The following is a 23,837-nucleotide window of genomic DNA, read 5'->3' as shown; positions in this document are numbered from 1 at the left end:
GGTGCGCCGCTGGCGGTGACCCAAGTCACAACCAGGCGCATCGGAGAACTCCGACAACTCACCATCCCCGGAGCGCGTCACGAGTGCGACCTGCGTCTCACTCACGCATTCGGAGTCCGCGTGCCCCCCATCCCCCTCGGCACGTCCCACCGGCTACGGGCCGCGCTCGCCCTCCTCGTCCTCACCACCACGTCCTGCGGTGCCGACGGAGCGGCGCTCGGCTCCGGAGCCGAGGCCGTCGCCGGCGCGTCCTGCCCGAGCGGGGGGCGAAAGGGCCGCCTCCCCGTGCCGTTCACCATCGCCTTCGGCGGCGACGTCCACTTCGAGGGCGTGCTCCGCTCCCGGCTGGACGCCTTCCCCGCGGAGGCGCTGGGAGACGTCGGCTCCACGCTCTCCGCCGCCGACATCGCGATGGTCGACCCGGAGACGGCGGTGACCGAGGCCGGCACGCCGGCTCCGGGCGGGCGGTTCCTGTTCCGCGCGCCCGCGACGGCCTTCACCGCGCTCCGTGAGGCGGGCCTCGACGTCGCCCCCCTCGCCGACAACCACGGCATGGACCACGGACCCGCCGGTCCGGCCGACACCCTCGCCCACGAGGGGGAGGCCGGCCTCCCCCTCGTGGGCGCCGGTCCAGACGCCGATGCCGCCTACGCCCCGCACGCCCTCGATGCCTCCGGCAACCGCGTCGCCCTCTTCGGGGCGACCGACGTCCTGGACGACCACCTGATGGCCGAGTGGACCGCCGGCCTGGCCTCCGCCAAGGGAGAAGACCCCCAACGGCTGGTCACCGCGGTCCGGGCCGCCGAGGCCGACACCGTCGTCGTGTTCCTGCGCTGGGGCCGTGAGGGCGACCACTGCCCACTGCCGCACGCGTCCGATCTCGCCCGGCGGCTGGTCGAGGCCGGCGCCGCCGCCGTCGTCGGCGGGCACTCCCACGTCCTCGGACCGGGCGGCCACCTCGACGGCGCCTACGTCCATTACGGCTTGGGGAACCTCGCCTTCCACACCTCCCACCGCCGAGACCGGCGTACTGCGGCTGGCCATGCCGGGCGATGAAGTCATCGAGGGCGAGTGGCTTCCCACCCGGAACGATGGGGGCGTTCCCGTCCTGTACGAGGGGGCGGCGGCGGAACAGGCGCCACTGACCTGGGCGGAAGACCGGAGCACCTGTGCGACCGGACTGGATGGCCCCTCTGGTTCAGAGGCCGCCTCCTGAGGAAATACCGGGAGCCATTTTTATCGACAAATCGCCACTAATCGGGAGCAAAACAGCAAGAGGCGAAAGGCCTCACTCCGTCTTCTTCTCGCCACAACTAGGTTGAAGATGGCACAATCAGGCGCGATCATCGCAGATGGAGAGGGAGCATGTCCGAAACCGGCGACCGTCGCGCCCACTGGCAGGAGCAGCCCGGGGAGGACTCGGGACGCCTCCCGGGCTCGGCCGGTGAGCATCACATGCAGGAGCTGTACGGCACCTCGGAGCGCGCCCGACGCTTCTACCGGGACCAGGTCCTGGACCACCTCAACCCCCGCATGCGCGAATTCATCGCACGCCAGGAGATGGTGTTCGTCGCCACCTCCGACTCACGCGGCGAATGCGACTCCAGTCTGCGCGCCGGCCCGCCCGGCTTCGTCCACGTCATCGACCGGCGCACCCTCGCCTACCCCGAGTACCGGGGCAACGGGGTCCTCGCCAGCGTCGGGAACATCCGCGAGAACCCGCATATCGGTCTCATGTTCCTCGACTTCGAGCGCGACCACATCGGCCTGCACGTCAACGGGCGCGCCGCCATCCTCGACGACGTGGAACTCCGCCGGCACAGCCCCGACCTGCCGGAACCGGCCGTCCCCGGCCAACGCGCGCAGATGTGGGTGGTGGCGCGGGTCGAGGAGGCCTACATCCACTGCCGCAAGCACATCCCGCGGATGCGCAGGGTCGACGCGCAGGAGCCCGCGAACTGGGGAAGCGACGACATGCGCCGCAAGGGGGGCGACTTCTTCGACGCCAAGGGGACGCCGAGCCCCTGGTCGGGCGATCCGCTGCGCACCAGGGGCTGACGCCGCCGCCCCTCGCCTCAGGAGCGCGCCACCAGGGCGTCGATCTCCGCGGTCAGTTCCCGCTTCGCCGCGTCGTCCAGGAAGGACGCCGTGACGCCGTTACGGGCCAGGCCCGCCAGGTCGTCGAGCCCCAGGCCGATCCGGTAGGCGGTGCGGTACTCGTTGGTCAGGTCCGTCCCGAACATCGGCGGGTCGTCGGAGTTGAGCGTCACCATGAGCCCCTCCTCCACCATGCGCGGCAACGGGTGGTCCCCGATCGCTTCGACGGCGCGGGTGCGCAGGTTGGAGGTCGGTGAGACGTCCAGGGGAAGCTGCGTCTCCCGCAGATAGGCCACGAGCTCGGGATCCTTCATGCTGTCGATGCCATGGCCGATGCGTTCGGCCCCCAGGACCCGGATCGCCGACCAGACCCGTCCGGGACCGCCGTTCTCCCCGGCGTGGGGCAGACTGTGCAGCCCGTTGGCCCGGGCCCGCGCGTAGACGTCGGCGAACGGGTCGCGGTCCACCTCGATCCCGCCGATGCCCAAGCCGACGACGCTGGCGGGGCCGTGGGCGAGCACCGCCTCCAGGGTCCTCTCACCCGCCTCGACCCCGTAGTCGCCGGGGAAGTCGGGGATCCAGCGCAACCGGATGCCGTGTTCGCGCTCGGCCTCGATCCGCCCGTGCTCGACCCCGGCGAACACCACCTGTGCGGGGACACCCCGCAGCAGGTGGTTGTAGAGGCTGAGGTGCACCTCCGCGTAGCGGACGTTCTGTGCGGCCAGGCGACGCGCCACGTCGCGCGTCAACAGCGCGAAGTCGGACTCGTCGCGCAGCGTCCGCACCGAGTTGATATAGACGTCGATGAAGTGCGGGAAGTCGCGGAACTCGTAGTAGTCGGCGATCGCCTCGATCGTGTCCGGTAGGTCGTCGACGCCGTGTTTGCGGGCGAGTTCGAGCAGCGTGGCGGGCTGCATCGACCCTTCCAGGTGGACGTGAAGTTCCACTTTGGGCAGGTCGCGGATGAAGGCCTCGACGCTGGAGGGGATCTCTGCGGCAGCGGTCATGCCGCGACGTTACTGATCTTCTCCCCTCCCTCCAAGGAAACGCGGGGGTTTTTAACCCCAAAAAGTAAGAAACGCCCGGGCCTTCGACGGGCGTCACGCCGTACCGGCCCGAGCGCGGGCGATGCGGTCCCGGTACCAGGCGAAGGAGTCCTTGGGGGTGCGCGCCTGGGTCCGGTAGTCGACGTGCACCAGGCCGAAGCGCTGGGTGACCCCCTCCGCCCACTCGAAGTTGTCCAGTAGCGACCACACGAAATAGCCACGGACATCCACCCCGTCCCGTTTCGCCGCGACGAGGGCCCGCAGATGACGGTCGAGGTAGTCGATGCGCTCGGGATCGGCGACGCGCCCGGCCCCGTCCGGGGTATCGGCCCGCGAGCAACCGTTCTCGGTGACGTGGAGCGGCGGAAGCGCGGCACCGTAACGGTCACGCAGCCCGGTCAACACCCGGTACAGCCCCTCCGGCGCCACCGGCCAGCCGAAGGCCGTCACCGGCGTGCCCGGAAACCGGGAGGTGTAGTCCGGCAGGGCGAAGGGCAGCGCCTCCCCTGGCCCCGGTGCGGCGACGAGCGTCGGCATGTAGTAGTTGACGCCGAGCCCGTCCAACGACCCGGCCATCAGGTCCAGGTCCGCGTCCCGCACGAAATCCCCGAGGTCCGGGGCCCCCAGCGCCGCCAGTGCCGCCAGGTCGGGGTAACGCCCCAGGAGGAGCGGGTCGAGGAGGAGCCTGTTGTGCAGGGCGTCGTAGACCTGGGCGGCGGCCCGGTCCTGCGGCGCGCCGCTCGCCGGAACGACCGGGGTGTGGTTGTGGGCCAGGAGCACCTGGTGGCCACCGTCACGTAGCGCGCGGGCCGCCAAGGCGTGCGCCAGCAGCTGGTGGTGGGCGACCGGAAGGGCGTCGAACATGAGGGTCCGGCCAGGTGCGTGCACGCCGAAGGCGTAGCCGTAGGCCATGTGCACGAACGGCTCGTTCAGGGTGATCCAGCGCGTGACCCGGTCGCCGAGACGGGCGGCGACCGCCCGCGCGTAGTCGGCGAAGCGTTCGGCGGTGCTCCGGACGAGCCAGCCGCCCTCCTCCTCCAGGGCCTGGGGAAGGTCCCAGTGGTAGAGCGTGGGGACCGGTTCGATACCCACGGCCAGGAGCTCATCGATCAGCCGGGCGTAGAAATCGACCCCCGCCGTATCGATCCGTCCCCGCCCCAGCGGCATGATCCGCGGCCAGGAGATGGAAAAGCGATAGGCGCTAAGTCCGAGTTCGGCCATCAACGCGACATCGCCGGGGAATCGATGGTAGTGATCACAGGCGACTCGCCCAGAGGACCCGTCGGCAATTCGGCCCGGTATGCGGCAGAACTCGTCCCAGATCGAGGCTCCCCGCTGTTCGGACGCGCCTTCGACCTGGTAGGCCGCTGTCGCAACCCCCCATAGGAAATCCCTGGGGAAGAGAACGGTGGACGAATCGGAATGGTCGGTGCTTGGCACGTCAACTCCTCTGGGAGCGTGTCCGGCCGGGAACACACGAGAAGTCCGGAAGTGGCCAGAACGGTTCATGCCACCGGACGCGCGTCCAAAACCGGAATAGTACGGGAACCATTTGAATTCAGAAAGGCATGATAGAGACGTGACGACTACTTCCCGCAGCTCCGCGTCCGCCACGCCCTGGCCGCGTCGCGATTCCGGAACCCCCGACGGATCGGGCACCCCGCCCCTCTCCCGCCACGCGCGTGTCGACACGTCCCAGCCTGCCCTGGCGCACGCCCCCCTGCGCCGGCTTCCGGCACAGCAGCGCAGCATGGCCCGCGTGCAACGGATGCTCGACGCCTGCGCCGAGCTCCTCGACGAGGGGGGTTACGGCGAGCTGTCGACCACCCGGATCGCCGAACGCGCCGGTGTGGCGATCGGGTCGGTGTACCAGTTCTTCCCCGACAAGAAGGCCATCACCCAGGCGTTGGGGCTGCGCTACCTGGACCTGTTCAGCATGCGGGTGACCCAGCGCCTGGCCGAGGAGGCGTTCGAGCACTGGACCGAGGCGGTCGAGGCCATCATCGACGAGTACATCGACATGCACCGGACGGTGCCGGGTTTCCGCAGCCTGCACTTCGGTGACGTCGTGGACGTCCGGCTCCTCGATCCCGAGGCGGACAACAACCAGGTCATCGCCAATCGACTGCGCGAACTCGTCGTCACGACCACCGAGGCCAAGGAGGGAGAGGAACTCGACCGCGCCGTCATGGTCGCGGTCGAAGCCTCCGACGCGGTCCTCAAACTGGCCTTCCGCCACGATCCGGATGGGGATCCGACACTGATCACCGAAGCGAAACTCCTCGTCCACAGTTATCTCAGTCGGCACTTCGGTCCACGGTAGATTTCGGACGAGATCCACGTTTCTCACAAAAAGGGCGATAAGGTAATTTCACCGCGGCACCCTCACGACGGTGCCCGGGTTGGCAGGATGAACACGGTGGACCGGACGCTACGGCGGTCGGCTATCGGGGGAACGCGCAGCGGCGCCGACACGTCACGGGGGAGTGGCGTGGCAGCGTCCTGTCCACGTGCCCAGCCGTCACGGTGCCCCGGGCTCCCGACGGCTCCGTCCTCGTCGGCTCCACACGACAAGGCGTATGACCGGCCGTCCTCGCGGCGTCCGGTAACGAGGGGTTCGATCAGGGGAGGGACCCTCAGTGGTAGCAGACGGCACGCTCGCCCGGCCGTTGACCGGATTCGCCGCCGGAGTGCCCTACGTCGCGGTGCCGCCCTACGATGGCGGAGCGGCTCCGATGGTCATCGCGTTACACGCGTTCGAGCCACCGCGCAGTGAGGCCGCCCTGGCCGGGACACTGCCGTTGACGCGCCTGCCCGCGTGGCGCTTCTACCTCGGTCTGCCCATGTTCGGGGCGCGCCTGCCCAAGGGCGGCGTCGCCGAGGTCAACCATCTCGGCCAGTCCGACTACCTCCTCCACCTCTACGGTCCGGTCATCGAGCAGGCCGCCATGGAGCTCGTGGAGGTGGCCGAGGAACTGCGGGAACGTTTCCCCGTCCACGACGGTCCGTTCGGGTTGGCGGGGGTCGGCGCCGGCGGGGCCGCGGCCCTTCTCGCGCTGGCCGAGAGCCGGCTTCCCATCGGCGCGATGGCGGTCGTCAACCCCATCATCGACCCCACCCCGGTGCTCGCGGCGCGCGAGCGCCATCTCGGCATCGCCTACCACTGGAGCGAGCAGTCACGCGAGGCCGCGGCCTGGCTGGACTTCACCGCGCGGGCCGCCGAGATCGGCGCGCGGGCGCCCCTGCCGCCCCTGCTGGTGATCACCGGCGGGCTCGACGAGGTGATCCGCCCCGAGCACGGCCAGGCCTTCCACGACGCGCTCGCCCCCTACCATCCGGCACCGGCCCTGCGCCACGTGGTGATCCCCGACCTCGCTCACACGATGGGCCCCGAGCCCGGCCTGGTCCCCGGACCACCGACCCCCGGCAGCGTGCTGGTCGACCGCGCGCTCACCGAGTGGTTCCACCTGCACCTGACCTCCGCGGTGGAGGAGACGGTACGGTTCCGCTGATCCGCGCCGTGTCCCGCCGCGCTCCTTCTCCGCGCGCCGCCCCACCGAGCGCCGACGCGATCGGTCCGCCCCCGTAACGCGGCGGGCCTGGCGAGGGCGGTGTGACCGTCCTCGTGGAACGGGTCAGTACTTCTCGGACTGCCCGCCGTCGATCGCGACGACCGTGGCGTTGCTGGAGGAGGACTGGTCGGACAGCAGGAAGGCCGCCACCGGCCCGCCGGACCGTTTCGTCGGGTTGACGCTGACGAACTCCTTGCCCGCGGCCTCCCGGTTGACGGGGTCGATCTGCTTGAGCGAGGCCTCGACCATGGGAGTCACGATGGCGCCGGGGGCGATGGCCTTGACGGAGATCCCGAACCGGCCGTACTCGACGCCGGAGCCGCGGGTCAGGCCGGCGACGCCGTGCTTGGAGGCGGCGTAGCCGGACCGGTCGCCCACACCCCGGATCCCGCCGACGCGGGTGGTGTCGACGACCGTGCCGTGGCCCTGCTCCCGCATGACGGGCAGGACGTACTCGAGGTCGAGGAAGACCCCGCGCAGGTTGACCGATACGACACGGTCGAACTCCTCGCCCCGAAGTCCTGGGTGAGGTCCTGCCCGCCCTCGATGCCGGCGTTGCCGGAGAAGGCGTCGATGCGGCCGTAGACCTCGATCGTCTTGTCGACGTAGCCACGTGTGCCGTCCTCGGCCGCGACGTTGGCGACGATCGTGGTGACCTCGGCCTGCGGGGCGACCCGCTTGACGGCGGCGGCCGCCTCGGCGAGGCCCTCCTCGTTCAGGTCGACAAGGGCGGGCTTCGCGCCCTCGCGGGCCACCTGGAGAGCGGTGGCCCGGCCCAGTCCCGAGCCTCCGCCGGCGATGGGACGACCTTGTCGTCGAACCTGTTCTACACGAGAATCCTCCCAAAAACAGACAAAAACCATTTACGTCCTATTCGGGATGCCACTCTCGCCATCGCCGCTCTGACGTGCGCTGATACGCCACTCTCCCTCAGAGAGCCCCTTCCAGCTTCCGCGCCGCCACGAGGACCGGATCCCACACCGGTGAGAAGGGCGGCGCGTATCCGAGGTCCATCCCCGCCATCTCCTCGACGGTCATCTCGTTCCACAGCGCGGTGGCCAGCACGTCGACACGCTTGCCCGCGTTCTCGCGACCGACGATCTGACCGCCGAGCAACCGGCCGGTCCGGCGCTCGGCGATGAGCTTGAGCGTCATCATCGAGGCTCCCGGGTAGTACCCGGCACGGGTCGAGGACCTCACCGTCACCGTCTCGAACTCGAACCCGGCCCGCCGGGCCTCGGCCTCGCCGAGCCCCGTGCGCGCGACCTCGACCCCACAGATCTTGGTGATGGCCGTCCCCACGACGCCGGGAAAGCGCGCGTACCCACCGGCGATGTTGATACCCGCGACCCGGCCCTGCTTGTTGGCGTGGGTGCCCAGCGCGATCGCGACGGGCGCCCCCGATATCCGGTGGACGGTCTGCACGCAGTCACCCGCCGCCCAGACCCCTTCGACCGAGGTGCGCATCCGGGGGTCGACGACGATCCCACCCGTGGGCCCGACCTCCAGACCGGCCTGTCGCGCGAGGTCGCTGTTGGGCCGGACCCCCATGCCCAGCACGACGATGTCGGCGGGGAACTCGGCGTCCTCGGTCAGGACCGCGCGCACCCGGCCGTCCTTGGTGTCGAATCCGGTCACCCGTGTCCCGGGGAAGAAGCGCACCCCCATCTCGCATACCGCGTCACGCACCAAACGGCCCATGTCGGGATCGAGCGTGCCCATGGGCTCGGGCCCCGCCTCGATGAGGTCGACCTCGACACCCCGTTCGAGGAACGCCTCCGCCATCTCCAACCCGATGTAGCCGCCGCCGACCACCACCGCGCGACGTGGGGAGCGCTCATCGACCTCGGCGCGCAGCCGGATGCCGTCATCGAGGGTCTGCACCCCATGGATCCCCTGGGCGTCGGCACCGGGAAGGTCGGGACGGCGCGGCACGGCTCCGGTCGCGATCAGGAGGTGATCAAAATGTTCCTCGTGAAACATCCCATCCCCACCGATCATCCCGACAACACGTCGTTCCAGGTCGATGGCCGTCACCTCGGTACCGGTGCGCACATCGATGGCGTAATCTCGGCGGAAGGTGTCGGGGGCGCGGGCGATCAGCTCGTCGGCACTCGATACCGTTTTCCCGACCAGGTACGGGATGCCGCACGCCGAGTAAGAGGTGTGCGCGCCACGTTCCAGGGCGAGGATCTCCAGGTCGTCGGGACCGCGTCGGCGGCGCGCCTGAGAGGCGGCACTCATCCCCCCGGCATCACCGCCAACCACGATGAGACGTGACCGGCCGTTAACCCGTCGCTCCATGCAGCCTCCCTCGGTGGACGCTCTCGCGTCAGCGTGTGCGCGTTCCATGGGATCATCCCCATGGTGGGCTGAGCATCTTCCCCTGGTTTTGGTTAACGTGATGGCTAATCACGCGTGTCCTCCCCGGCCCGGACGGCCCCAGCGCCCCCTGCCGCCGCTCCGCCAGGTGGCCAAGCGCCTCTCCACCGGGACCCGCGTGCGACAAGCTTCTCTAGGAGGGCGACTTACGTGACTGAACCGGCACCGGTGTACGCCAGCGGGGTTGATCACGAACGACTCACGGCCCAGCTCCGGTTCATCCTTGAGGTCGACAAGCTCAAGCGGATCCTGCGCCGCAACCTGCTCGTCGACGGTTCCCGGAGGGAGAACGACGCCGAGCACTCCTGGCACCTCGCCCTGACCGCGCGGGTGTTCGCCGAGTACGCGCCCCAGGGGACCGACATCGAACACGTGGTGGAGCTCCTCCTCGTCCACGACATCGTCGAGATCGACGCGGGGGACACCTTCGTCTACGACACGCGCATGTCGGCCTCCCAGGCCGAGCGCGAACGGGTCGCCGCCGACCGGATCTTCGCCCTGCTCCCCAAGGACCAGGCCACCTACGCGCGCGGGCTGTGGGAGGAGTTCGAGGCCCGCCTCACCCCCGAGGCCCGCTTCGCCAAGGCCATCGACCGGCTCGCCCCCATGCTCGCCAACTGGCACACCGACGGCGGAACCTGGGTGCAGTACGGCGTCACCAAGGACCAGGTGCTGGAGAAGGTCCGGATCATCGCCGAGGGGTCCGAGGCGCTCGGCTCCTACGCCACCGCCCTCATCGAGGACGCCGACCGCCGCGGCTACTTCTCGCGGAAGTAGCCGTTCACCCCGCCCGTGCCCGCCACCGGGCACGGGCTCAGCCGCCCAGCGCGTCCATGAGCAGCTGGACGGCCGCGGTCAGCCCGATGACCACGACGAGGATGCGCAGCGCCAGCGGCTTGAGCCTGCGGCCGACCTTGGCCCCGAGATAACCGCCGACGATCGCCCCTCCGGCGATGAGTCCGACCACCGGCCAGCTCGGGTTGGCGAAGATCATGTAGAAGACCGCGGCGGTACCGTTCACGATCGACGTCAGCGCGTTCTTCAGCGCGTTGATCCGCTGGATGTCGTCGTCCAGCGCCGAACCCAGCAGCCCGATCAGGACGATGCCCTGCGCGGCGGCGAAGTAGCCGCCGTAGGCGCCTGCTCCGTAGACCCCCAGCGGCAGCAGTGGCCCACCGTTGGGGCGGGAGGGCCGCCGTCGCCGCATCCAGGCGTTGATCCGCGGCTGGGCGATGATCAGGGTGCAGGCGAGCAGGATGAGGACCGGGACGACGAAGGTGAAGACCTCCTCCGGCAGGGTCAACAGGAGCACGCAGCCGGTGATCGCGCCGAGGAAGGACATGGCGCCGAAGCGCAGTATCCGGGTCCGCTGGCCGGCGAGTTCACGCCGGTAGCCGATCGCGCCGGTGAGCGACCCCGGCGCCAGGCCGATGCTGTTGGAGACCGTCGCCACCACCGGCGGGTATCCCAGCGCCAGCAGCACCGGGAACGTGAACAGCGTCCCCGACCCCACGACCGCGTTGATTCCCCCCGCGCCGATGCCCGCCGCCAGAACGGCGAGCGCCTCCCACCACGTCATCCGCGCCCTTCGTGTCGGGGACGCCGCGCGCCCGTTTCGGCCCTGTCCGTGCCATGACGCCCGAACCAGATTTGCATACAGTGTACGAATCTGGTGTCGGTGAGGCGTGGGCGCCCCCGGGGGAAGGGAGGGGACGGGCTGGACGGTACGCGCCGCGCTGGACGCGCACGGCCCGACGCCGCCCCGGCGTGTCGGCCGTCAGGTCCGGACGGGCCTCCCGGCCCTCCTACGGCGGGAGCGTTCGGGCGCCCCCCGCACGCTTGCCCACCACCGAGGAAAGACGCGCGCACCGCGGGGCCGACGCGCCGGCCGGGCGTTGCGGCGACCCGGCCGGCGGCGACAGCGATCAGACCGCCCGCGCGCTCCAACGGTCGCCCACACGCTCCACCTTCAGGGGCAGGCCGAACGTCTCGCTGAGGTTGTCGGCCGTCATGACGTACTCCAACGGCCCCGCCGCCACGACCCGCCCCTCACGCAGCAGCAGGCCGTGCGTGAATCCGGCCGGGATCTCCTCGACGTGATGGGTCACGACCGCCAGTGCCGGGGCGTCGATGTCGGCGGCCAACGTGGCCAGGCGGCGTACCAGGTCCTCGCGCCCACCCAGGTCCAACCCCGCGGCGGGCTCGTCGAGCAGCAGCAGCTCCGGGTCGGACATCAGCGACCGGGCGATCAGCACCCGTTTGCGTTCCCCCTCCGACAGCGTGCCGAACGCCCGATCGGCGAGGTGACGCGCCCCCCACTGCCCCAACATCGCATACGCACGGTCGTGGTCGGGCTGCCCGTACTCCTCCCCCCAACGGCCCAGGTAACCGTAGGAGGCGCTGATGACGAGGTCGAGGACGTTCTGGGTGTCGGGCACCTGGTTGGCGACCGCCGACCCGGCGAACCCGATGAGCGGCCGGAGCTCGAACACGTCTCCCTCGCCCATGCGTTCGCCCAGGACGTCCACCGATCCGGACGTCGGGAACAACTGCGTCGCGGCGATCCGCAACAGCGTCGTCTTGCCCGCCCCGTTGGGCCCGATGACGGCCCAGCGGTCCTCCTCCTCAACGACCCAGTCCACGTCGCGCAGCAGCTCCGCCGCCCCCCGGCGTACGCCCACACCGCTCATGCGCAGCACATGCCCGTTCATCGCTCTCCTTCGTCGCGCCCGAGTAGCGAACATACTGGACGCCCCTGGTGGTCCGGCGGCCGATCTAGGCTGGCACCGATGCTTCGAGAACTGTCCTCCGCACCGCTCACCGCCTGGGGGAACGCGTGGCTGTCCGGCCGGGTCGGCCTGGACGACGCGGTCGACGCGGTGGAGCGGAACACCGGTCCCCACGTCGTCGGCGCCCTCCCCGACGGCGACCCGCTCATCACGGCCGGGACTCCGCTACGCGCGGCGCTGGCCGGATTGCGCCCGCGCGGCCTGAGCGCGTTCCGGCTGTGCCTGCCGGTCCCCGGCGACCCGTTGGGGCTCGTGGGGCCGGCAGAGCTCAACAAGGCCGCGATCGAGGCCCGCGAGGCCGTACTGGTGCGCCTGGGCGACCGACAGGTGGGGCTCGTCCCCGGTGAAGACCGGCGGGGCTCATCCTACGTGGGTGTCCTCTGGACGCCCTACCCCGCCGTCGACAGCATGCCCGAACCGCTCCCCCTGGCCGACGCCGAACACCGGCTCACCCTCGCGGTACGCGAGTCGACCGACCTGTTCGGACGGATCGACGACATCGCCCCGTGGGGGCCCGAGGTCGTCCGGGCCCTGTCCGCCCTGCGCGACGCGGAGCGCTCCCCCACGCCGGGGCTGCCCCCGGGCCATCCCCCGCGGGCACACCGGGTCGCCGCCCTCGCCGACCGGTTGGCCGTCGTGGTCCACCTCGCCGGCGAAGACCCTGGTCGGGGACTGGACACCGCCCAGATGCGGGCGCGGCGCGAGGCACTGCGCCTCCTCGACGGCGCGGTCCGCCGGGCCAGGGTCGCCGCCTACTGTTCCGCGGTCGGCGGTTGACCTCCGCCACAAGACGATCAGGGTCGGGACGGTCGAAGGTCAGGGGAACGCCAGGGTCGTCTCCGGATCCCGGGCCCGACCAGACGAACCGATACTGAGAATCATGGCGAACCCTCACACCCCGGCTCCCCTCCCCGACCCAGGATCGTTGCGCGCGTCGGATGCCGACCGCGACCGTGTCGCCGCGCTGCTGGGAGAGGCCCTGGCCGAAGGCCGTCTCGACCACGACGAGCACGGTGAGCGGCTGGAGGCCGTCTACGCGGCCAAGACCATCGGCGAACTCGCGCCGTTGACCGCCGACCTGCCCGGGGGCGCGCGTCCCAGCGCGCCCGCCCCGAACCTCGTCGGCGCCGACCCGAACCTGCTCGCCTCCAGTGTCGGCTCGGAGAACATCGTCGCCGTGTTCGGCGCGGCCGAACGCAAGGAGCGCTGGCTCGTCGAACCACGCACCAACGCCTCGGTCCTCTTCGGCGGCGTCGACCTCGACCTGCGCGAGGCCGTGCTGAGCCAATCCGAGGTCGTCATCCAGTGCGCCGTGATCTTCGGCGGGCTCACGCTCACCGTCCCGCCAGGGGTACGGGTGCGCTCGAGGGTCTCCGCCTTGTTCGGCGGCGTCAGCACGGCCGAGCTGGACAACCCGGCCGCCCCGGACGCCCCCGTCGTCCTTCTCACCGGGCTGTGCATGTTCGGCGGTGTCAGCGTACGCACCCGCTCCCGCGAAGCCAAGAAGTAATCTTGATCACACACGGACCCGTTGACCAGCCAGGAGGAAGCACCGCGATGGAGCCCGACCACATCCGTGCCTCGGATGCCGACCGTGACCGGGTCGCCGACCGGCTCCGCGAAGCACTGGCTGAGGGGCGGCTCACCCCCGAGGAGCACTCCGAACGCATCGACGCGCTGTACCGCTCCAAAACCCTCGGCGACCTCGTCCCCATCACCGCCGACCTCCCGGCCGCCGGTGTCCCGTCCACCGACGAGCCCACCGGACTGTCCGTCTCCTCCGAGGAGGCCCACCGGATCGCGGCCGGCGGACAGGGGCGGGAGAACATCATCGCCGTCTTCGGCGGGGCCGACCGCAAGGGCCGCTGGCTGGTCGAACCCCACACCAACGCCTCGGTCCTCTTCGGCGGCATCGACCTCGACCTGCGCGAGGCCGTGCTGAGCCGACGCGAGGTGGTGATCCAGTGCGCCGTGATCTTCGGCGGGCTCGACATCATCGTTCCCCCCGGTGTCCGGGTGATCAACTCCACCACCGCCATCTTCGGCGGCACCAGCATGAACGGGGTCGACACCATGACCGACCCCAACTCGCCCACGATCCGGCTGACCGGGACCTGCCTGTTCGGCGGCATCGACGTCCGGGTGAAGAAACCGAAGAAGAAAAAGGCGCGGTGACCGGCCGGCACTCGCCGGCCCCGTCCTGGTCGTCGGGAGACGATTCCCGGGGCGATTGTTCACCCACCTGACGCCCACGTCCCACAAGGCCCCCAGTACCGTGGTAGAGCCATGACTCTTGCGAACTCCACGCTGCTGGTGACCGTGACCGGGCACGACCGTCCCGGTGTGAGCGCCCGGCTGCTGAGCACCCTGTCGGTCTTTCCCGTGACCCTGGCCGACCTGGAACAGGTCGTCATCGGCGGCCGCCTCGTCCTCGCCGCGCTGCTGGCCATCGACGAGCGCGTCGCCCCCGGTGTCAGCCACGAACGAGCGTTCGCCGAGGTCCGCTCGGCCGTCGAGAAGACGGCCATCGACCTGGGCATGGACGTGGAGTTCGCCGACGGCGGCGACAACGGCCGCGTCGGCGCGCTTCCCCAGGGACGGTTGCACGTGACCGTCCTCGCCGACCCGCTCCGGCCGGGCGCGCTGGGCGCCATCGCGTCGTGCGTGGCGCGCGCGGGGGCCAACATCGACCGCATCGAGCGTCTCGCCAGCTACCCCGTGACCTCCATCGAACTGGTCGTCTCGGGGGCCGAGCCCGAGCGGCTGCGCGCCGACCTCGCCTTGGAGGCGGCCACCCAGTCGATCGACGTGGCCGTGCAGCCGGCCGGTCTGCACCGGCGCGCGAAGCACCTGGTCGTCATGGACGTCGACTCCACCCTGATCCAGGGCGAGGTCATCGAGCTCCTCGCCGAACACGCCGGCTGCGCCGAAGAGGTCGCCCGCGTGACCGAGGAGGCGATGCGCGGCGAGCTCGACTTCGAGGAGTCGCTGCGGCGCCGGGTCGCCCTCCTGGAAGGCCTCGACGCCTCCGTCATCGACGACGTCCGCGACCGGATCGTGCTGACCCCGGGGGCCCGGACGCTGATCCGCACGCTCAAGCGGCTGGGCTATGAGTGCGCGATCGTCAGTGGCGGGTTCACCCAGGTCACCGACGCCCTCGTGGAACGCCTGGGCATCGACTACTCCGCGGCCAACACGTTGGAGATCGTGGACGGGCGGCTCACCGGCGAACTGGTCGGTCCCATCATCGACCGCAAGGGCAAGGCCATCGCGTTGGAGCGCTTCGCTGCCGAGGCCGGTGTTCCGCTCTCCCAGACCGTCGCCATCGGCGACGGCGCCAACGACCTCGACATGCTCCAGGCGGCCGGGCTGGGCGTGGCGTTCAACGCCAAGCCGGTGGTACGCGAACAGGCCGACACCTCGGTGAACGTGCCCTACCTGGACACGGTCGTCTTCCTGTTGGGCGTCTCGCGCGAGGAGATCGAGGCGGCCGACCTCGGCCTCTGAGGTCCCCGAAGCGGGGTGCGGCGCCCGGCCCCGGTCACCGAACGGCCGGCAGGATCCGCCCGGTCCCGGTGCCGGGCGCCGCGTAGAGCCACTCCACTTCGAGGTCGACCACCGCGACGGACGCCGGGGGAAAGGGGACCGGCCCCTCCTCCATGAAGGCCGAGGCGAGCATCCCGGCCGTGGGATTGTGCCCGACGTACAGCAGCGTCCCGACAGCGGGATCGACGAGGTTGATCAGGCCGAACACGTCATCGAGTCCGGCGCCGTAGGCGGCGTCCGAGTAGTCGGTCTCCGGCCGCGCGGCAAGGTGCCGGGCCACGAGCTCCCACGTCTGGCGGGTACGCCGCGCGGTGGAGCAGATGACCTGGTCGGGCAGGAGCCCCTCACGGGCGAGCGCCGCCCCCACGGCCTCGGCCTGGGAGCGTCCCACGGCGGTGAGGGGGCGGTCGGCGTCTGGGCCGCCCAGCGCGGGCTCGGCCTGCGCGTGGCGCAGGATGACCAGACGCCCGTTCACGGCGACAGCAGGGTGGCCACGACCGACAGCGCGGCCAGGAACAGCAGCATGGCCCCCACGATGACGGCGAGCCCTTTCATTCCGGACATGGTTGCCAGTCTGCCACGTCCCCATCAGGGGCCGTATGCAGGTGGCGCCCCGCCCCTGTCGGGAGCGGGGCGCCATCCGCGCGGACGGGACGATCAGTCGTCGGCGCACCGCTCGCTCACGCCGGCCTCCTCGCGTTCCCTGGGCGCGGTGTCGCCGACGGCCGCCCCCGCGCCGTACGACGCCGCGGGCGCGTCCACCGCCGGCGAACCATCACGGGCGTCGGGCACCGGCGTCCCCGGCGTCTCGGTCGCCGGACGGCGCTTGGACCAGACGATCGCGCCGACGATGACGACGACCGCCACCGTGGTGGCGACGACGCGCAGCACCACGTTGTCGGCGTAGATCACCACACTGGGCGCGATGATCAACGCCACCAGGTTCATCACCTTCAACAGCGGGTTGATCGCCGGCCCCGCGGTGTCCTTGAACGGGTCCCCCACCGTGTCGCCGATGACGGTGGCCGCGTGGGACTCCGACCCCTTGCCCCCGTGGTGTCCGTCCTCGACCAGCTTCTTGGCGTTGTCCCACGCGCCGCCGGAGTTGGCGAGGAAGACCGCCATGAGCGCGCCGGCCGCGATCGCCCCGCCGAGGAAGGCCCCCAGCGAGGCGTAGCCGAGGGCGAAGCCGACGGCGATCGGCGTCATCACCGCGAGCAGGCCCGGGGTGATGAGCTCGCGGAGCGAGTCGCGGGTGCAGATGTCGACCACGCGCCCGTACTCGGGCTTCTCCGTTCCGTCCATGATCCCCGGCCGGGTGCGGAACTGCTCGCGCACCTCCTGCACCACCCGTCCGGCGGCGCGCCCCACGGCCATGACCGCCAGGCCGGAGAAGAGGAACACCACGGAGGCCCCGATGATGACACCGACCAGCACGTTCGGGCGGTCGATGGAGAGGCTGAACGTGTCGGCCTGCGGACCGAGCGCGCCCTCGACCGAGGTCCGGAAGGCCCCGAACAACGCGGTCGCGGCGAGCACGGCGGTGGCGATCGCGATCCCCTTGGTGATGGCCTTGGTCGTGTTGCCGACAGCGTCCAGGCTCGTGAGGACGTCGGCTCCGGCACCCGTGACATCGCCGGACATCTCCGCGATGCCCTGGGCGTTGTCGGCCACGGGACCGAAGGTGTCCATCGCGACGATCACGCCGACCGTGGTGAGCAGGCCGGTACCGGCGAGCGCGACCGCGAACAGGCTGGTCGTGATGTCCCCGCCGCCGAGGAGGAAGGCGCTGTAGACCGCGCCGGCGATGAGCAGCGCGGAGTAGACCGCGGACTCCAGGCCCACCGAGATCCCGGACAGGATGACGGTGGCCGCGCCGGTCTCCGAACTCTCCCCGATCTCACGCACCGGCCGGCGGTTGGTCTCGGTGAAGTATCCGGTCAGCAGCTGGATCGCGGCGGCCAGCACCAGGCCGATGAGCACCGCGCCGATCGCGATGTAACGGGGGTTGCCCTCCAGCGCCGCGATCTGCGGCCCGACGCCCTCCAGGCCGGCGAAGCTCGTCGGCAGGTAGAGGAACGCCGTGACGACCACCAGGACGGCCGAGATGATCGCGGAGATGAAGAAACCCCGGTTGATCGCAGCCATGGCGTTCTTGTCCCTGGCGCGGGGCGCGACGACGAAGATGCCGATCACCGCGGTGATGACACCGATCATCGGGACGAGGAGGGGGAAGACCAGCCCCTCGACGCCGAAGGCGACCCGGCCGAGGATCAGCGAGGCGACGAGCACCACGGCGTAGGACTCGAACAGGTCGGCGGCCATGCCCGCGCAGTCGCCGACGTTGTCGCCCACGTTGTCGGCGATGGTGGCCGCGTTGCGCGGGTCGTCCTCGGGGATGCCCTGCTCGACCTTGCCGACAAGGTCGGCGCCGACGTCGGCCGCCTTGGTGAAGATGCCCCCGCCCACGCGCATGAACATCGCGAGCAGCGCGGCACCGAACCCGAAGCCCTCGAGCACGATCGGCGCGTCGCCCCGGTAGACGAGTACCACGATCGCCGCGCCGAGCAGTCCGAGCCCGACCGTGAACATTCCGGCGACGCCACCGGTGCGGAACGCGATCCGCATGGCCGCGTGTTCACCGCCCTCACGCGCCGCCGCGGCGACCCTGACATTTCCCCGCACCGCAAGCCACATTCCGATGAATCCGGTCAGGGCAGAGAAAACGGCACCCAGCGCGAAGAAGAGCGAACGACCGTAACGGACCCATTCGGAATCCGCCGGCAGGAAGAGGAGAAGGATGGGAATGGCGATGACGAAAACGATCAGGGTGCGGAACTGGCGTTTGAGATACGCCGCCGCCCCCTCTTGGACCGCGAGCGCGATGCCCTGCATCCGCTCGGTCCCCTGGCCTGCGGCCAGAACCTCACGCACGAGCATCCCGGCGACGGCGAGCGCGAGCAGCGCCACCACCAGGACCACCATGACCAGTGTGAGGTTCATGCCGTCCAGGACCAGTGCCGTGCCGCCGTCGGCGGCCAGGTTGAGCCCAGACAATCCGTCCTCCTTGAGACGGGCACATCGCGCCCCGCGCTTTCGCGTGCCGCCGTCCGGAGCTGGGCACCGAAGGTGACCCGACGGCACACGGTGCAGGGTCGTGTGGGTGCCACCACTTACGGAAACAGCCAACTGGTGTCACCGCGCACGGCGGCACCAGTGTGCCGGGATTCTACGCACCACCGTCGCAAAAAGTGAGGGCCTGACGCCATTTTCCACGCCACACAGGGGATATGTGATCACTCGGTGATCTAAAGAGTCCGACAATTATCGGTATAAATGTCCTTTATTTACATTTGTCACTTAAAATGATTAAGGTGACAATAGTGATAAAGGGAACATAAAGGAGAAAGATGGCGATAACCTCTATCGCTCCGCCACGCCGCCCGGCCTCGAGGCCGGGCGGCGTGGAACGAAGACGAGAGCGCCCCTACAGCAGACCAGGATCACGGCCGTCCGGCCACACGTTCGAGGAAATGTGGACTACACCACATCGCGAGTAAGGGTCAACCGCAGTCGAGCGGGATCGACCGATGTCTCCGGATCCGCGGCGATGTGATCCGCCACCGCGCGCCCGTGCGCCGCGACACCGGGCGCGTCGATCCGGTAGGGAGCACGCGCGCCATAGGCCGCCACCCGTTCGGCGCCCCGGCGCAGCAACCGGACCGCGCCGGCCACGTTGCCCCGCTGGGCGTGGGTGAGACCGACCGCCACCTGGGCCAGCCCCCGCCACAGCTCCCGCTCCGGTTCCGGCGCGGCCTTCCACACCGCCTCCAGCACCTCGTGCGCGTGGAAGGCATACCCTTCGTCCAGCAGACGCTGAGCCTCGGCCAGCCCCTCCTCCGGCGTGAACACCGCGTCGTCGGGCACCCGCGGCACACCGGGGGAGCCATAGGGCAGAGGCCGTCCGAAACGATCCCTCGGCCGTTGGTTCTGCGCACGCCCCGCAGAATCGCGATCGCGGTCGGCGGTCATCTTCGCTCCCCCTGGCTCTCCGGCTCGCTGTCGCCCAGCCACCCCAGGAGCACCTCGTTGACCACCTGGGGCCGCTCCTGGTGCGGAAAGTGCCCGGCCCCCTCGACCAGCCGCCAACGGTAGGGGGCGTCGACGTAACGGCCGGACCCGCGAGCCGTCGCCGCGGGCAGCAACGGGTCCCCCCTGCCGTGGATCTGAAGCGTCGGCACCCCGATCGGACGGGCCATCCGGCGCATGAAACGGTACCCGTCCGGACGGAACTGCGAGCGGAACAGCCAACGGTGGTACTCCAGCGAGCAGTGCGCCACCCCGGGAATTCCGAACGCCTCCCGACACAGCCGCTCCGTCCGCGGGTCCGGCCAGCCGGGGCGGGACCAGGCGCGCAGCATCCTGCCGACGAGCGCCGCGTCATCGGCCACCAGTCGCCGCTCCGGAAGCATCGGCACCTGGAAGCCGAAGAAGTGCCGTCCGTGCCAGCCCTGTACCCCCGACAGGACCTCGGCGCGCAACCGCAGAGGATGCGGCATCGACACCACCGCCAGCCGGCGCACCGACCTCGGGAAGTACACCCCCATCGTCCAGGCCAGCAGGCCCCCCGTGGCGTGCCCCGCGACGATCGCGCTCGGCTCGCCGAGCGCCCTGATCAGGCTGGCCGTGTCCGAGGCCAGGTTGATCAGGTCGTAGCCGCGTGGCGGCTTGTCACTGGCCCCGTATCCGCGCAGATCGACCGCCACCGCCCGGTAACCGCCCTCCGCCAACGCGGTGAGCTGGTGGTGCCAGGACCACCAGAACTGCGGAAACCCGTGCAACAGCAGGACCAGCGGCCCCTCGCCGGCCTCCGCGACGTGGAACCGCGTCCCGGCGGCGCTGACCGTCCGGTGCTCCCACGGTCCGTCGACCAGGACCACCGACTCGTCGGACACCCCGCCCCCTCGATCGCCCCGCCGCGGCGGGTTACCTGCCGGCCGACGGATCGCGCCGCAGCACGGCCATGGTCCTCGTCATCGTGGCGCTGGTGCGCGGGGTGCCCTGCAACCGCCTGAGATAGCGGACCCCCACGAACGCCAGGACCCCGGCGACCAGCAGGTAGAACACCGTGACGATGAGGAACGCGAGCCAGGGCTGGAGCCCGAGCGCGGCCAACCCGAGCGCGATGGTGATGGACACCAGGATGAGGACCAGATGGCCCAGCACCGCGGCGACGACGAACAGCCCGGAACTCTTGGCGACCTTGCGCGCGTCGCTGGCGATCTCCAGCTTCGCGAGTTCCAGTTCGAGGCGCACCAAGCGGGAGATGTTGTCACCGGCGTCGGAGACGAGCTCGCCCAGCGAGCGCTCGGCGGCGTCGAGGTCCCCCGGTTCCTGGCCACCCGTCTGGGTCTCGGGCATCGAGGTGGCTCCCTTCAGTCGGACAAACGTCTTCCGCATCCTTGCACATATCCCCTCGCTCAAACCCTCGACGCCACGGCGGCGCCGCGGTAATCGGCTGCCCGGCATCCCCACCTGCGCGGGCGGTACACGGCCGGACCCGGACGGCCACCGTCGGGGCCGGGGCCGCGGGGGAGGCCGTCGGCCGTCGGCGCGTAGGGTGACCAACGTGAATGCTGTGTCAGCCGATCCGCTGGTCCGGATCGCGGAACTTCCCGGTGTCGACGAGGCCGTGCAGGAGGCCCGGGCACTCGTCGACCGACTTCTCGGCCATCGGGTGCTGCGGCGTCGCAGCGCCGACGTCTCCCTGGAGTCGGCGCTGCGCGGCGCGCACGCCTCCGCGGCGCTCGAGGGCGCGGACGTGGCCTTGGAACAGGTACGCGCCGGGGACGTCGAGGACCCCCGGGTCAAGGGGGCGCTGCGCATCTCCGGCGAGCTCGGCGGGCTGGTCGAGACCTGGCGCAAGGCCCCCCGGCAGGTCCTGGCCCGGTTGCACGTGCTCGCCGGCGCCGACGCCGTACCGGCCGAGGCGCTCGGCCGGCCGAGGCTGGCGGGTGAGGAGGCCGGCGACCCCTTCGGTCTGGGCCCGGCGCCCGCCCCCGGACAGGTCGGTGAGCGGATCGAGGCCCTGGGAACAGTCCTGGCGGCCCGCGCCTCGGTCCCGGCCCTCGTGGTGAGCTCGATCGTGCACGGCGAGCTGATGGCGTTGCGTCCGTTCGGCTGGGGTGACGGGCTCGTGGCCCGGGCCGCCGAGCGGTTGACGTTGGTCGAACGCGGCCTGGATCCCAAGTCGCTGGTCTCCTCGGAGCTGGGACACGCTGAGTTGCGCGAGGAGTACGGCGAGGCGCTACGCGGCTACGTGAGTGGTCGTCCCGAAGGGCTGGCGTCCTGGATCATCCACTGTGCCGGTGCGGTGGCGGCCGGCGCCCGCGACTCGTTGGCGACCTGCGAGGCGCTCAAACGGGGGTGAACCCGCCTCCCGCCGTGTCCGGCGTCACTCCTCCGATCGGGGGCGTTCCCCGACGGGGCGGTCCGGCCCGATGACCTGACTCACTTAGGCGAATTTTCCGCCATATCACCCGAAGCCGCCTTTCCCGGCACCGGAAAAGACGGACGGCGCCCCGCCGGCTCCACGGCTGAAACGGGGCGCCGCCACGGCACTTCGCTTCCGGGCTAGCAAGCGTGCATTGTGGTGTTGTCCGACCAGGTGAAACCTGGCCTGGACGAGCCTCCCGCGGCTTGGTGACGCGTGGGTACCCGGTGTCAGTGCCCAGTGGGACAAGCCCACCTCCTCCTTCCTTTCTACGCTTCTTCCCCCCACTTGAAAAGGGCCTCGTCCGACCATTCCCGGACCAGGATGCAAAATGCCGTGGTAACGTTGCGTATTAGATTTGTTACGCGCATCGCGTGCGTGTCGCCTTCCCCGAAGGTGCCCGACCTTCCCCCGGGCACCACGGTGGCGGCACGGGCGCGATACGCCGTTACGGGCGACCGGCACGGGCGTGTGCGCCCACCGTCGCCACTCGACGATCTCCTCCGGATACGGATCCGGCTCTCCCCCCCGGGGCCGGGCCGTGAGACGGCCCCCGCGCTCCCCCCGGCGGGGGCCGTCGCTTTTCCCCGCCTCCGGTTTTCCACAGGTCGATGTCTCCGCTTTCCGTGACGGCCTCCCCACCCGCACCGTGGAGGGGAGTCCCCGCACGGAAGGCCGTCATGGACATCGATCCCCGCCCCGCTCCCCGTCCCCCCGCCCGGCCCGCCGAGCCCCGGCCACTGCTCGTCACCGACCATCCCGCGCTCCTGGACGACCTGCTGCGCCTGGCCGCCGCGGCCGACGTCGAGGTCACCGTCGCCCACTCCGTGAACCATGCCGAACGCGCGTGGTCCACGGCACCGCTCGTCGTGATCGGCGCCGACCTGCTCGCTCCCCTCGCCGCGGCCCTCCCCGATCGCCATCCCAACGCCGTCGTCGTGCTGCCCGCGCCCGCGCGCGCCCCGTCCGGCGGCGACCAGGTGTGGAGCCAGGCGCTGCGCGTCGGCGCCCACGAGGTCATGTCCCTACCCGACCACGAGTCCCGGCTCGTGGACCTGTTCGCCGACGCCGCCGACGGCGGTCCACGGTGCGCCCCGCTCATCTCCGTCATCGGCGGACGGGGTGGCGCGGGCGCGAGCCTGCTCGCCGTCGCCCTCGCCCTCGCCGCGCGCCGGGCGGGGAAGCAGACCGTGCTGCTCGACGCCGATCCCCTCGGCGGCGGGCTGGACCTGCTCCTCGGCCATGAGGACGCGCCCGGAGCCCGATGGCCCGACCTCGCCGCGCGCCGGGGACGGCTCAACTGGCCCGCTCTGCGCGACTCCCTGCCATCGGCGCGCGGGATCGCGCTCCTCGCCTGGGGGCGTGGCCGCCCCTCCCCCGTTCCGGCCGTCGCGATGCAGGCCGTTGTGGCCACCGCGCTACGCGGCGCCGACCTCGTCATCGCCGATCTCCCCCGCGCGTTCGATCCCGCGACCGACGAGGTGTTACGGCGCACCACCCGCGCCCTTCTCGTGGTGCCGGCCGACGTCCACGCGACGATCGCGGCCGCGCGCCTGCTCCCGTTGCTCCGCGAACGCGTCACCGATCTCGGGCTGGTCGTGCGCGGCGCCTCCCCGGCCACCCTCACCGCGGACACGCTCTCCCTCTCCCTCGATCTCCCGCTCGCCGGCTCGCTCACCGACGAACCACGGCTCTCGGCCACCCTGGCCAAGGGCGCCCCTCCCGCGACCGGTCCCCGTTCGCCGCTGGCCGCATTCGGTGACGCGGTCGTCCGGGATATCTGTTCTCGCTCCTGACCTCGACGTTCCCGACACAGGCCGCCCTCCTCCCCGAGGAGACCTCGAGAAGGGACCCCCATGTCCTGCCCTCCTCCCGACCTCCGGCCCGCGCCGCTTCCCGTTCGGCGCCCATC

21 protein-coding genes and 2 pseudogenes are annotated in these 23,837 nt (G+C 70.8%); 11 read left to right on the top strand and 12 right to left on the bottom strand.

Translation table 11 applies throughout. The annotated features are described in order from the left end of the window. Window positions 1–120: 120 nt before the first annotated feature. On the top strand, window positions 121–1,056 hold the full coding sequence (locus tag ACYVHU_RS04480; RefSeq protein ID WP_498947589.1) for a CapA family protein: 936 nt from the start codon (window positions 121–123) through the stop codon (window positions 1,054–1,056). Window positions 1,057–1,455: 399 nt separating this feature from the next. Beyond that, on the top strand, window positions 1,456–2,058 hold the full coding sequence (locus ACYVHU_RS04475; RefSeq protein WP_078763647.1) for a pyridoxamine 5'-phosphate oxidase family protein: 603 nt from the start codon (window positions 1,456–1,458) through the stop codon (window positions 2,056–2,058). Window positions 2,059–2,075: 17 nt separating this feature from the next. On the opposite strand, the gene add is transcribed toward ACYVHU_RS04475, so the two are convergent. Continuing rightward, entirely contained in the window at window positions 2,076–3,104 is a 1,029-nt protein-coding gene (add, locus tag ACYVHU_RS04470) for an adenosine deaminase (protein ID WP_078763545.1), read from the bottom strand. Window positions 3,105–3,197: 93 nt separating this feature from the next. Further along, window positions 3,198–4,652 carry a GH1 family beta-glucosidase gene (locus ACYVHU_RS04465; protein ID WP_498947586.1) on the bottom strand — a complete coding sequence of 485 codons (1,455 nt, stop codon included), beginning with the start codon at window positions 4,650–4,652 and terminating at the stop codon, window positions 3,198–3,200. A gap of 241 nt (window positions 4,653–4,893) precedes the next feature. Here ACYVHU_RS04465 and ACYVHU_RS04460 point away from each other — a divergent pair, with 241 nt between their 5' ends. Next, entirely contained in the window at window positions 4,894–5,466 is a 573-nt protein-coding gene (locus tag ACYVHU_RS04460) for a TetR/AcrR family transcriptional regulator (RefSeq protein ID WP_078763547.1), read from the top strand. Window positions 5,467–5,782: 316 nt separating this feature from the next. After that, a complete protein-coding gene (locus ACYVHU_RS04455) occupies window positions 5,783–6,655 on the top strand; it encodes a prolyl oligopeptidase family serine peptidase (RefSeq protein ID WP_078763548.1) in 873 nt (290 codons plus the stop codon). A gap of 123 nt (window positions 6,656–6,778) precedes the next feature. Here ACYVHU_RS04455 and ACYVHU_RS04450 read toward each other — a convergent pair. From ACYVHU_RS04450 to ACYVHU_RS04440, 3 genes and pseudogenes are all read right to left on the bottom strand, one after another. Next, window positions 6,779–7,225: pseudogene (locus tag ACYVHU_RS04450) on the bottom strand (SDR family oxidoreductase); the annotation flags it as partial. A gap of 29 nt (window positions 7,226–7,254) precedes the next feature. Beyond that, a pseudogene (locus ACYVHU_RS04445) lies at window positions 7,255–7,578 on the bottom strand (SDR family NAD(P)-dependent oxidoreductase); the annotation flags it as partial. A gap of 67 nt (window positions 7,579–7,645) precedes the next feature. Continuing rightward, entirely contained in the window at window positions 7,646–9,019 is a 1,374-nt protein-coding gene (locus tag ACYVHU_RS04440; protein WP_078763549.1) for an FAD-dependent oxidoreductase, read from the bottom strand. Between the two features lie 228 nt (window positions 9,020–9,247). Here ACYVHU_RS04440 and ACYVHU_RS04435 point away from each other — a divergent pair, with 228 nt between their 5' ends. Beyond that, entirely contained in the window at window positions 9,248–9,874 is a 627-nt protein-coding gene (locus ACYVHU_RS04435; RefSeq protein ID WP_078763550.1) for an HD domain-containing protein, read from the top strand. A gap of 37 nt (window positions 9,875–9,911) precedes the next feature. Here the strand turns inward: ACYVHU_RS04435 and ACYVHU_RS04430 are convergent, their stop codons facing one another. Both ACYVHU_RS04430 and ACYVHU_RS04425 read right to left on the bottom strand, forming a co-directional pair. Then, the gene (locus ACYVHU_RS04430) at window positions 9,912–10,676 is read right to left on the bottom strand and encodes a sulfite exporter TauE/SafE family protein (protein WP_078763551.1); all 765 of its coding nucleotides are present in this window, start codon (window positions 10,674–10,676) and stop codon (window positions 9,912–9,914) included. A gap of 346 nt (window positions 10,677–11,022) precedes the next feature. Continuing rightward, window positions 11,023–11,808: an ABC transporter ATP-binding protein gene (locus ACYVHU_RS04425; protein WP_078763552.1), complete on the bottom strand. Its 786-nt coding sequence runs from the start codon at window positions 11,806–11,808 to the stop codon at window positions 11,023–11,025. A 78-nt stretch (window positions 11,809–11,886) separates the two neighbouring features. Here ACYVHU_RS04425 and ACYVHU_RS04420 point away from each other — a divergent pair, with 78 nt between their 5' ends. The 4 genes from ACYVHU_RS04420 (at window position 11,887) to serB (ending at window position 15,393) form a co-directional block, all read left to right on the top strand. Continuing rightward, entirely contained in the window at window positions 11,887–12,663 is a 777-nt protein-coding gene (locus ACYVHU_RS04420) for an Rv1486c family protein (protein ID WP_078763553.1), read from the top strand. Window positions 12,664–12,766: 103 nt separating this feature from the next. Then, on the top strand, window positions 12,767–13,396 hold the full coding sequence (locus tag ACYVHU_RS04415; protein ID WP_078763554.1) for a DUF1707 SHOCT-like domain-containing protein: 630 nt from the start codon (window positions 12,767–12,769) through the stop codon (window positions 13,394–13,396). Window positions 13,397–13,443: 47 nt separating this feature from the next. After that, window positions 13,444–14,061: a DUF1707 SHOCT-like domain-containing protein gene (locus ACYVHU_RS04410; RefSeq protein WP_078763555.1), complete on the top strand. Its 618-nt coding sequence runs from the start codon at window positions 13,444–13,446 to the stop codon at window positions 14,059–14,061. A gap of 111 nt (window positions 14,062–14,172) precedes the next feature. Next, window positions 14,173–15,393, top strand: coding sequence for a phosphoserine phosphatase SerB (gene serB / locus ACYVHU_RS04405; protein ID WP_498947583.1), 1,221 nt, complete (start codon window positions 14,173–14,175; stop codon window positions 15,391–15,393). 34 nt (window positions 15,394–15,427) lie between these two features. Here the strand turns inward: serB and ACYVHU_RS04400 are convergent, their stop codons facing one another. The 5 genes from ACYVHU_RS04400 to ACYVHU_RS04380 form a co-directional block, all read right to left on the bottom strand. After that, the gene (locus tag ACYVHU_RS04400) at window positions 15,428–15,907 is read right to left on the bottom strand and encodes a SixA phosphatase family protein (RefSeq protein ID WP_078763556.1); all 480 of its coding nucleotides are present in this window, start codon (window positions 15,905–15,907) and stop codon (window positions 15,428–15,430) included. Between the two features lie 182 nt (window positions 15,908–16,089). After that, complete coding sequence (locus tag ACYVHU_RS04395) at window positions 16,090–18,435, bottom strand: sodium-translocating pyrophosphatase (protein WP_432941597.1); 2,346 nt, start codon at window positions 18,433–18,435, stop codon at window positions 16,090–16,092. Window positions 18,436–18,972: 537 nt separating this feature from the next. Further along, window positions 18,973–19,359, bottom strand: a complete 387-nt coding sequence (locus ACYVHU_RS04390; RefSeq protein WP_327309144.1) for a DUF309 domain-containing protein — start codon at window positions 19,357–19,359, stop codon at window positions 18,973–18,975. A gap of 101 nt (window positions 19,360–19,460) precedes the next feature. Beyond that, a complete protein-coding gene (locus ACYVHU_RS04385; RefSeq protein ID WP_078763559.1) occupies window positions 19,461–20,387 on the bottom strand; it encodes an alpha/beta fold hydrolase in 927 nt (308 codons plus the stop codon). 31 nt (window positions 20,388–20,418) lie between these two features. Continuing rightward, a complete protein-coding gene (locus ACYVHU_RS04380; protein WP_235001141.1) occupies window positions 20,419–20,853 on the bottom strand; it encodes a phage holin family protein in 435 nt (144 codons plus the stop codon). 199 nt (window positions 20,854–21,052) lie between these two features. Here ACYVHU_RS04380 and ACYVHU_RS04375 point away from each other — a divergent pair, with 199 nt between their 5' ends. Continuing rightward, window positions 21,053–21,862 carry a Fic family protein gene (locus ACYVHU_RS04375; protein ID WP_078763560.1) on the top strand — a complete coding sequence of 270 codons (810 nt, stop codon included), beginning with the start codon at window positions 21,053–21,055 and terminating at the stop codon, window positions 21,860–21,862. 743 nt (window positions 21,863–22,605) lie between these two features. After that, window positions 22,606–23,721, top strand: coding sequence for a septum site-determining protein Ssd (gene ssd, locus ACYVHU_RS04370; protein ID WP_078763561.1), 1,116 nt, complete (start codon window positions 22,606–22,608; stop codon window positions 23,719–23,721). The last annotated feature ends 116 nt before the right edge of the window (window positions 23,722–23,837 follow it).

The sequence above is a fragment of the Marinactinospora endophytica genome, from assembly GCF_054780875.1.
Note: the sequence above shows the minus strand (reverse complement) of the source record. Positions and strands in the feature narration are given on the sequence as shown.

Excerpts from the sequence above, each read along its gene's own strand:
- add (WP_078763545.1), bottom strand. The coding sequence starts at position 3,104 with ATGACCGCTGCCGCAGAGATCCCCTCCAGCGTCGAGGCCTTCATCCGC.
- ACYVHU_RS04440 (WP_078763549.1), bottom strand. The coding sequence starts at position 9,019 with ATGGAGCGACGGGTTAACGGCCGGTCACGTCTCATCGTGGTTGGCGGT.
- ACYVHU_RS04395 (WP_432941597.1), bottom strand. The coding sequence starts at position 18,435 with ATGAACCTCACACTGGTCATGGTGGTCCTGGTGGTGGCGCTGCTCGCG.
- ACYVHU_RS04420 (WP_078763553.1), top strand. The coding sequence starts at position 11,887 with ATGCTTCGAGAACTGTCCTCCGCACCGCTCACCGCCTGGGGGAACGCG.
- ACYVHU_RS04410 (WP_078763555.1), top strand. The coding sequence starts at position 13,444 with ATGGAGCCCGACCACATCCGTGCCTCGGATGCCGACCGTGACCGGGTC.
- ACYVHU_RS04460 (WP_078763547.1), top strand. The coding sequence starts at position 4,894 with ATGGCCCGCGTGCAACGGATGCTCGACGCCTGCGCCGAGCTCCTCGAC.
- ACYVHU_RS04380 (WP_235001141.1), bottom strand. The coding sequence starts at position 20,853 with ATGCCCGAGACCCAGACGGGTGGCCAGGAACCGGGGGACCTCGACGCC.
- ACYVHU_RS04475 (WP_078763647.1), top strand. The coding sequence starts at position 1,456 with ATGCAGGAGCTGTACGGCACCTCGGAGCGCGCCCGACGCTTCTACCGG.
- ssd (WP_078763561.1), top strand. The coding sequence starts at position 22,606 with ATGGACATCGATCCCCGCCCCGCTCCCCGTCCCCCCGCCCGGCCCGCC.
- ACYVHU_RS04415 (WP_078763554.1), top strand. The coding sequence starts at position 12,767 with ATGGCGAACCCTCACACCCCGGCTCCCCTCCCCGACCCAGGATCGTTG.
- ACYVHU_RS04465 (WP_498947586.1), bottom strand. The coding sequence starts at position 4,652 with ATGAACCGTTCTGGCCACTTCCGGACTTCTCGTGTGTTCCCGGCCGGA.
- serB (WP_498947583.1), top strand. The coding sequence starts at position 14,173 with ATGACTCTTGCGAACTCCACGCTGCTGGTGACCGTGACCGGGCACGAC.
- ACYVHU_RS04425 (WP_078763552.1), bottom strand. The coding sequence starts at position 11,808 with ATGAACGGGCATGTGCTGCGCATGAGCGGTGTGGGCGTACGCCGGGGG.
- ACYVHU_RS04430 (WP_078763551.1), bottom strand. The coding sequence starts at position 10,676 with ATGACGTGGTGGGAGGCGCTCGCCGTTCTGGCGGCGGGCATCGGCGCG.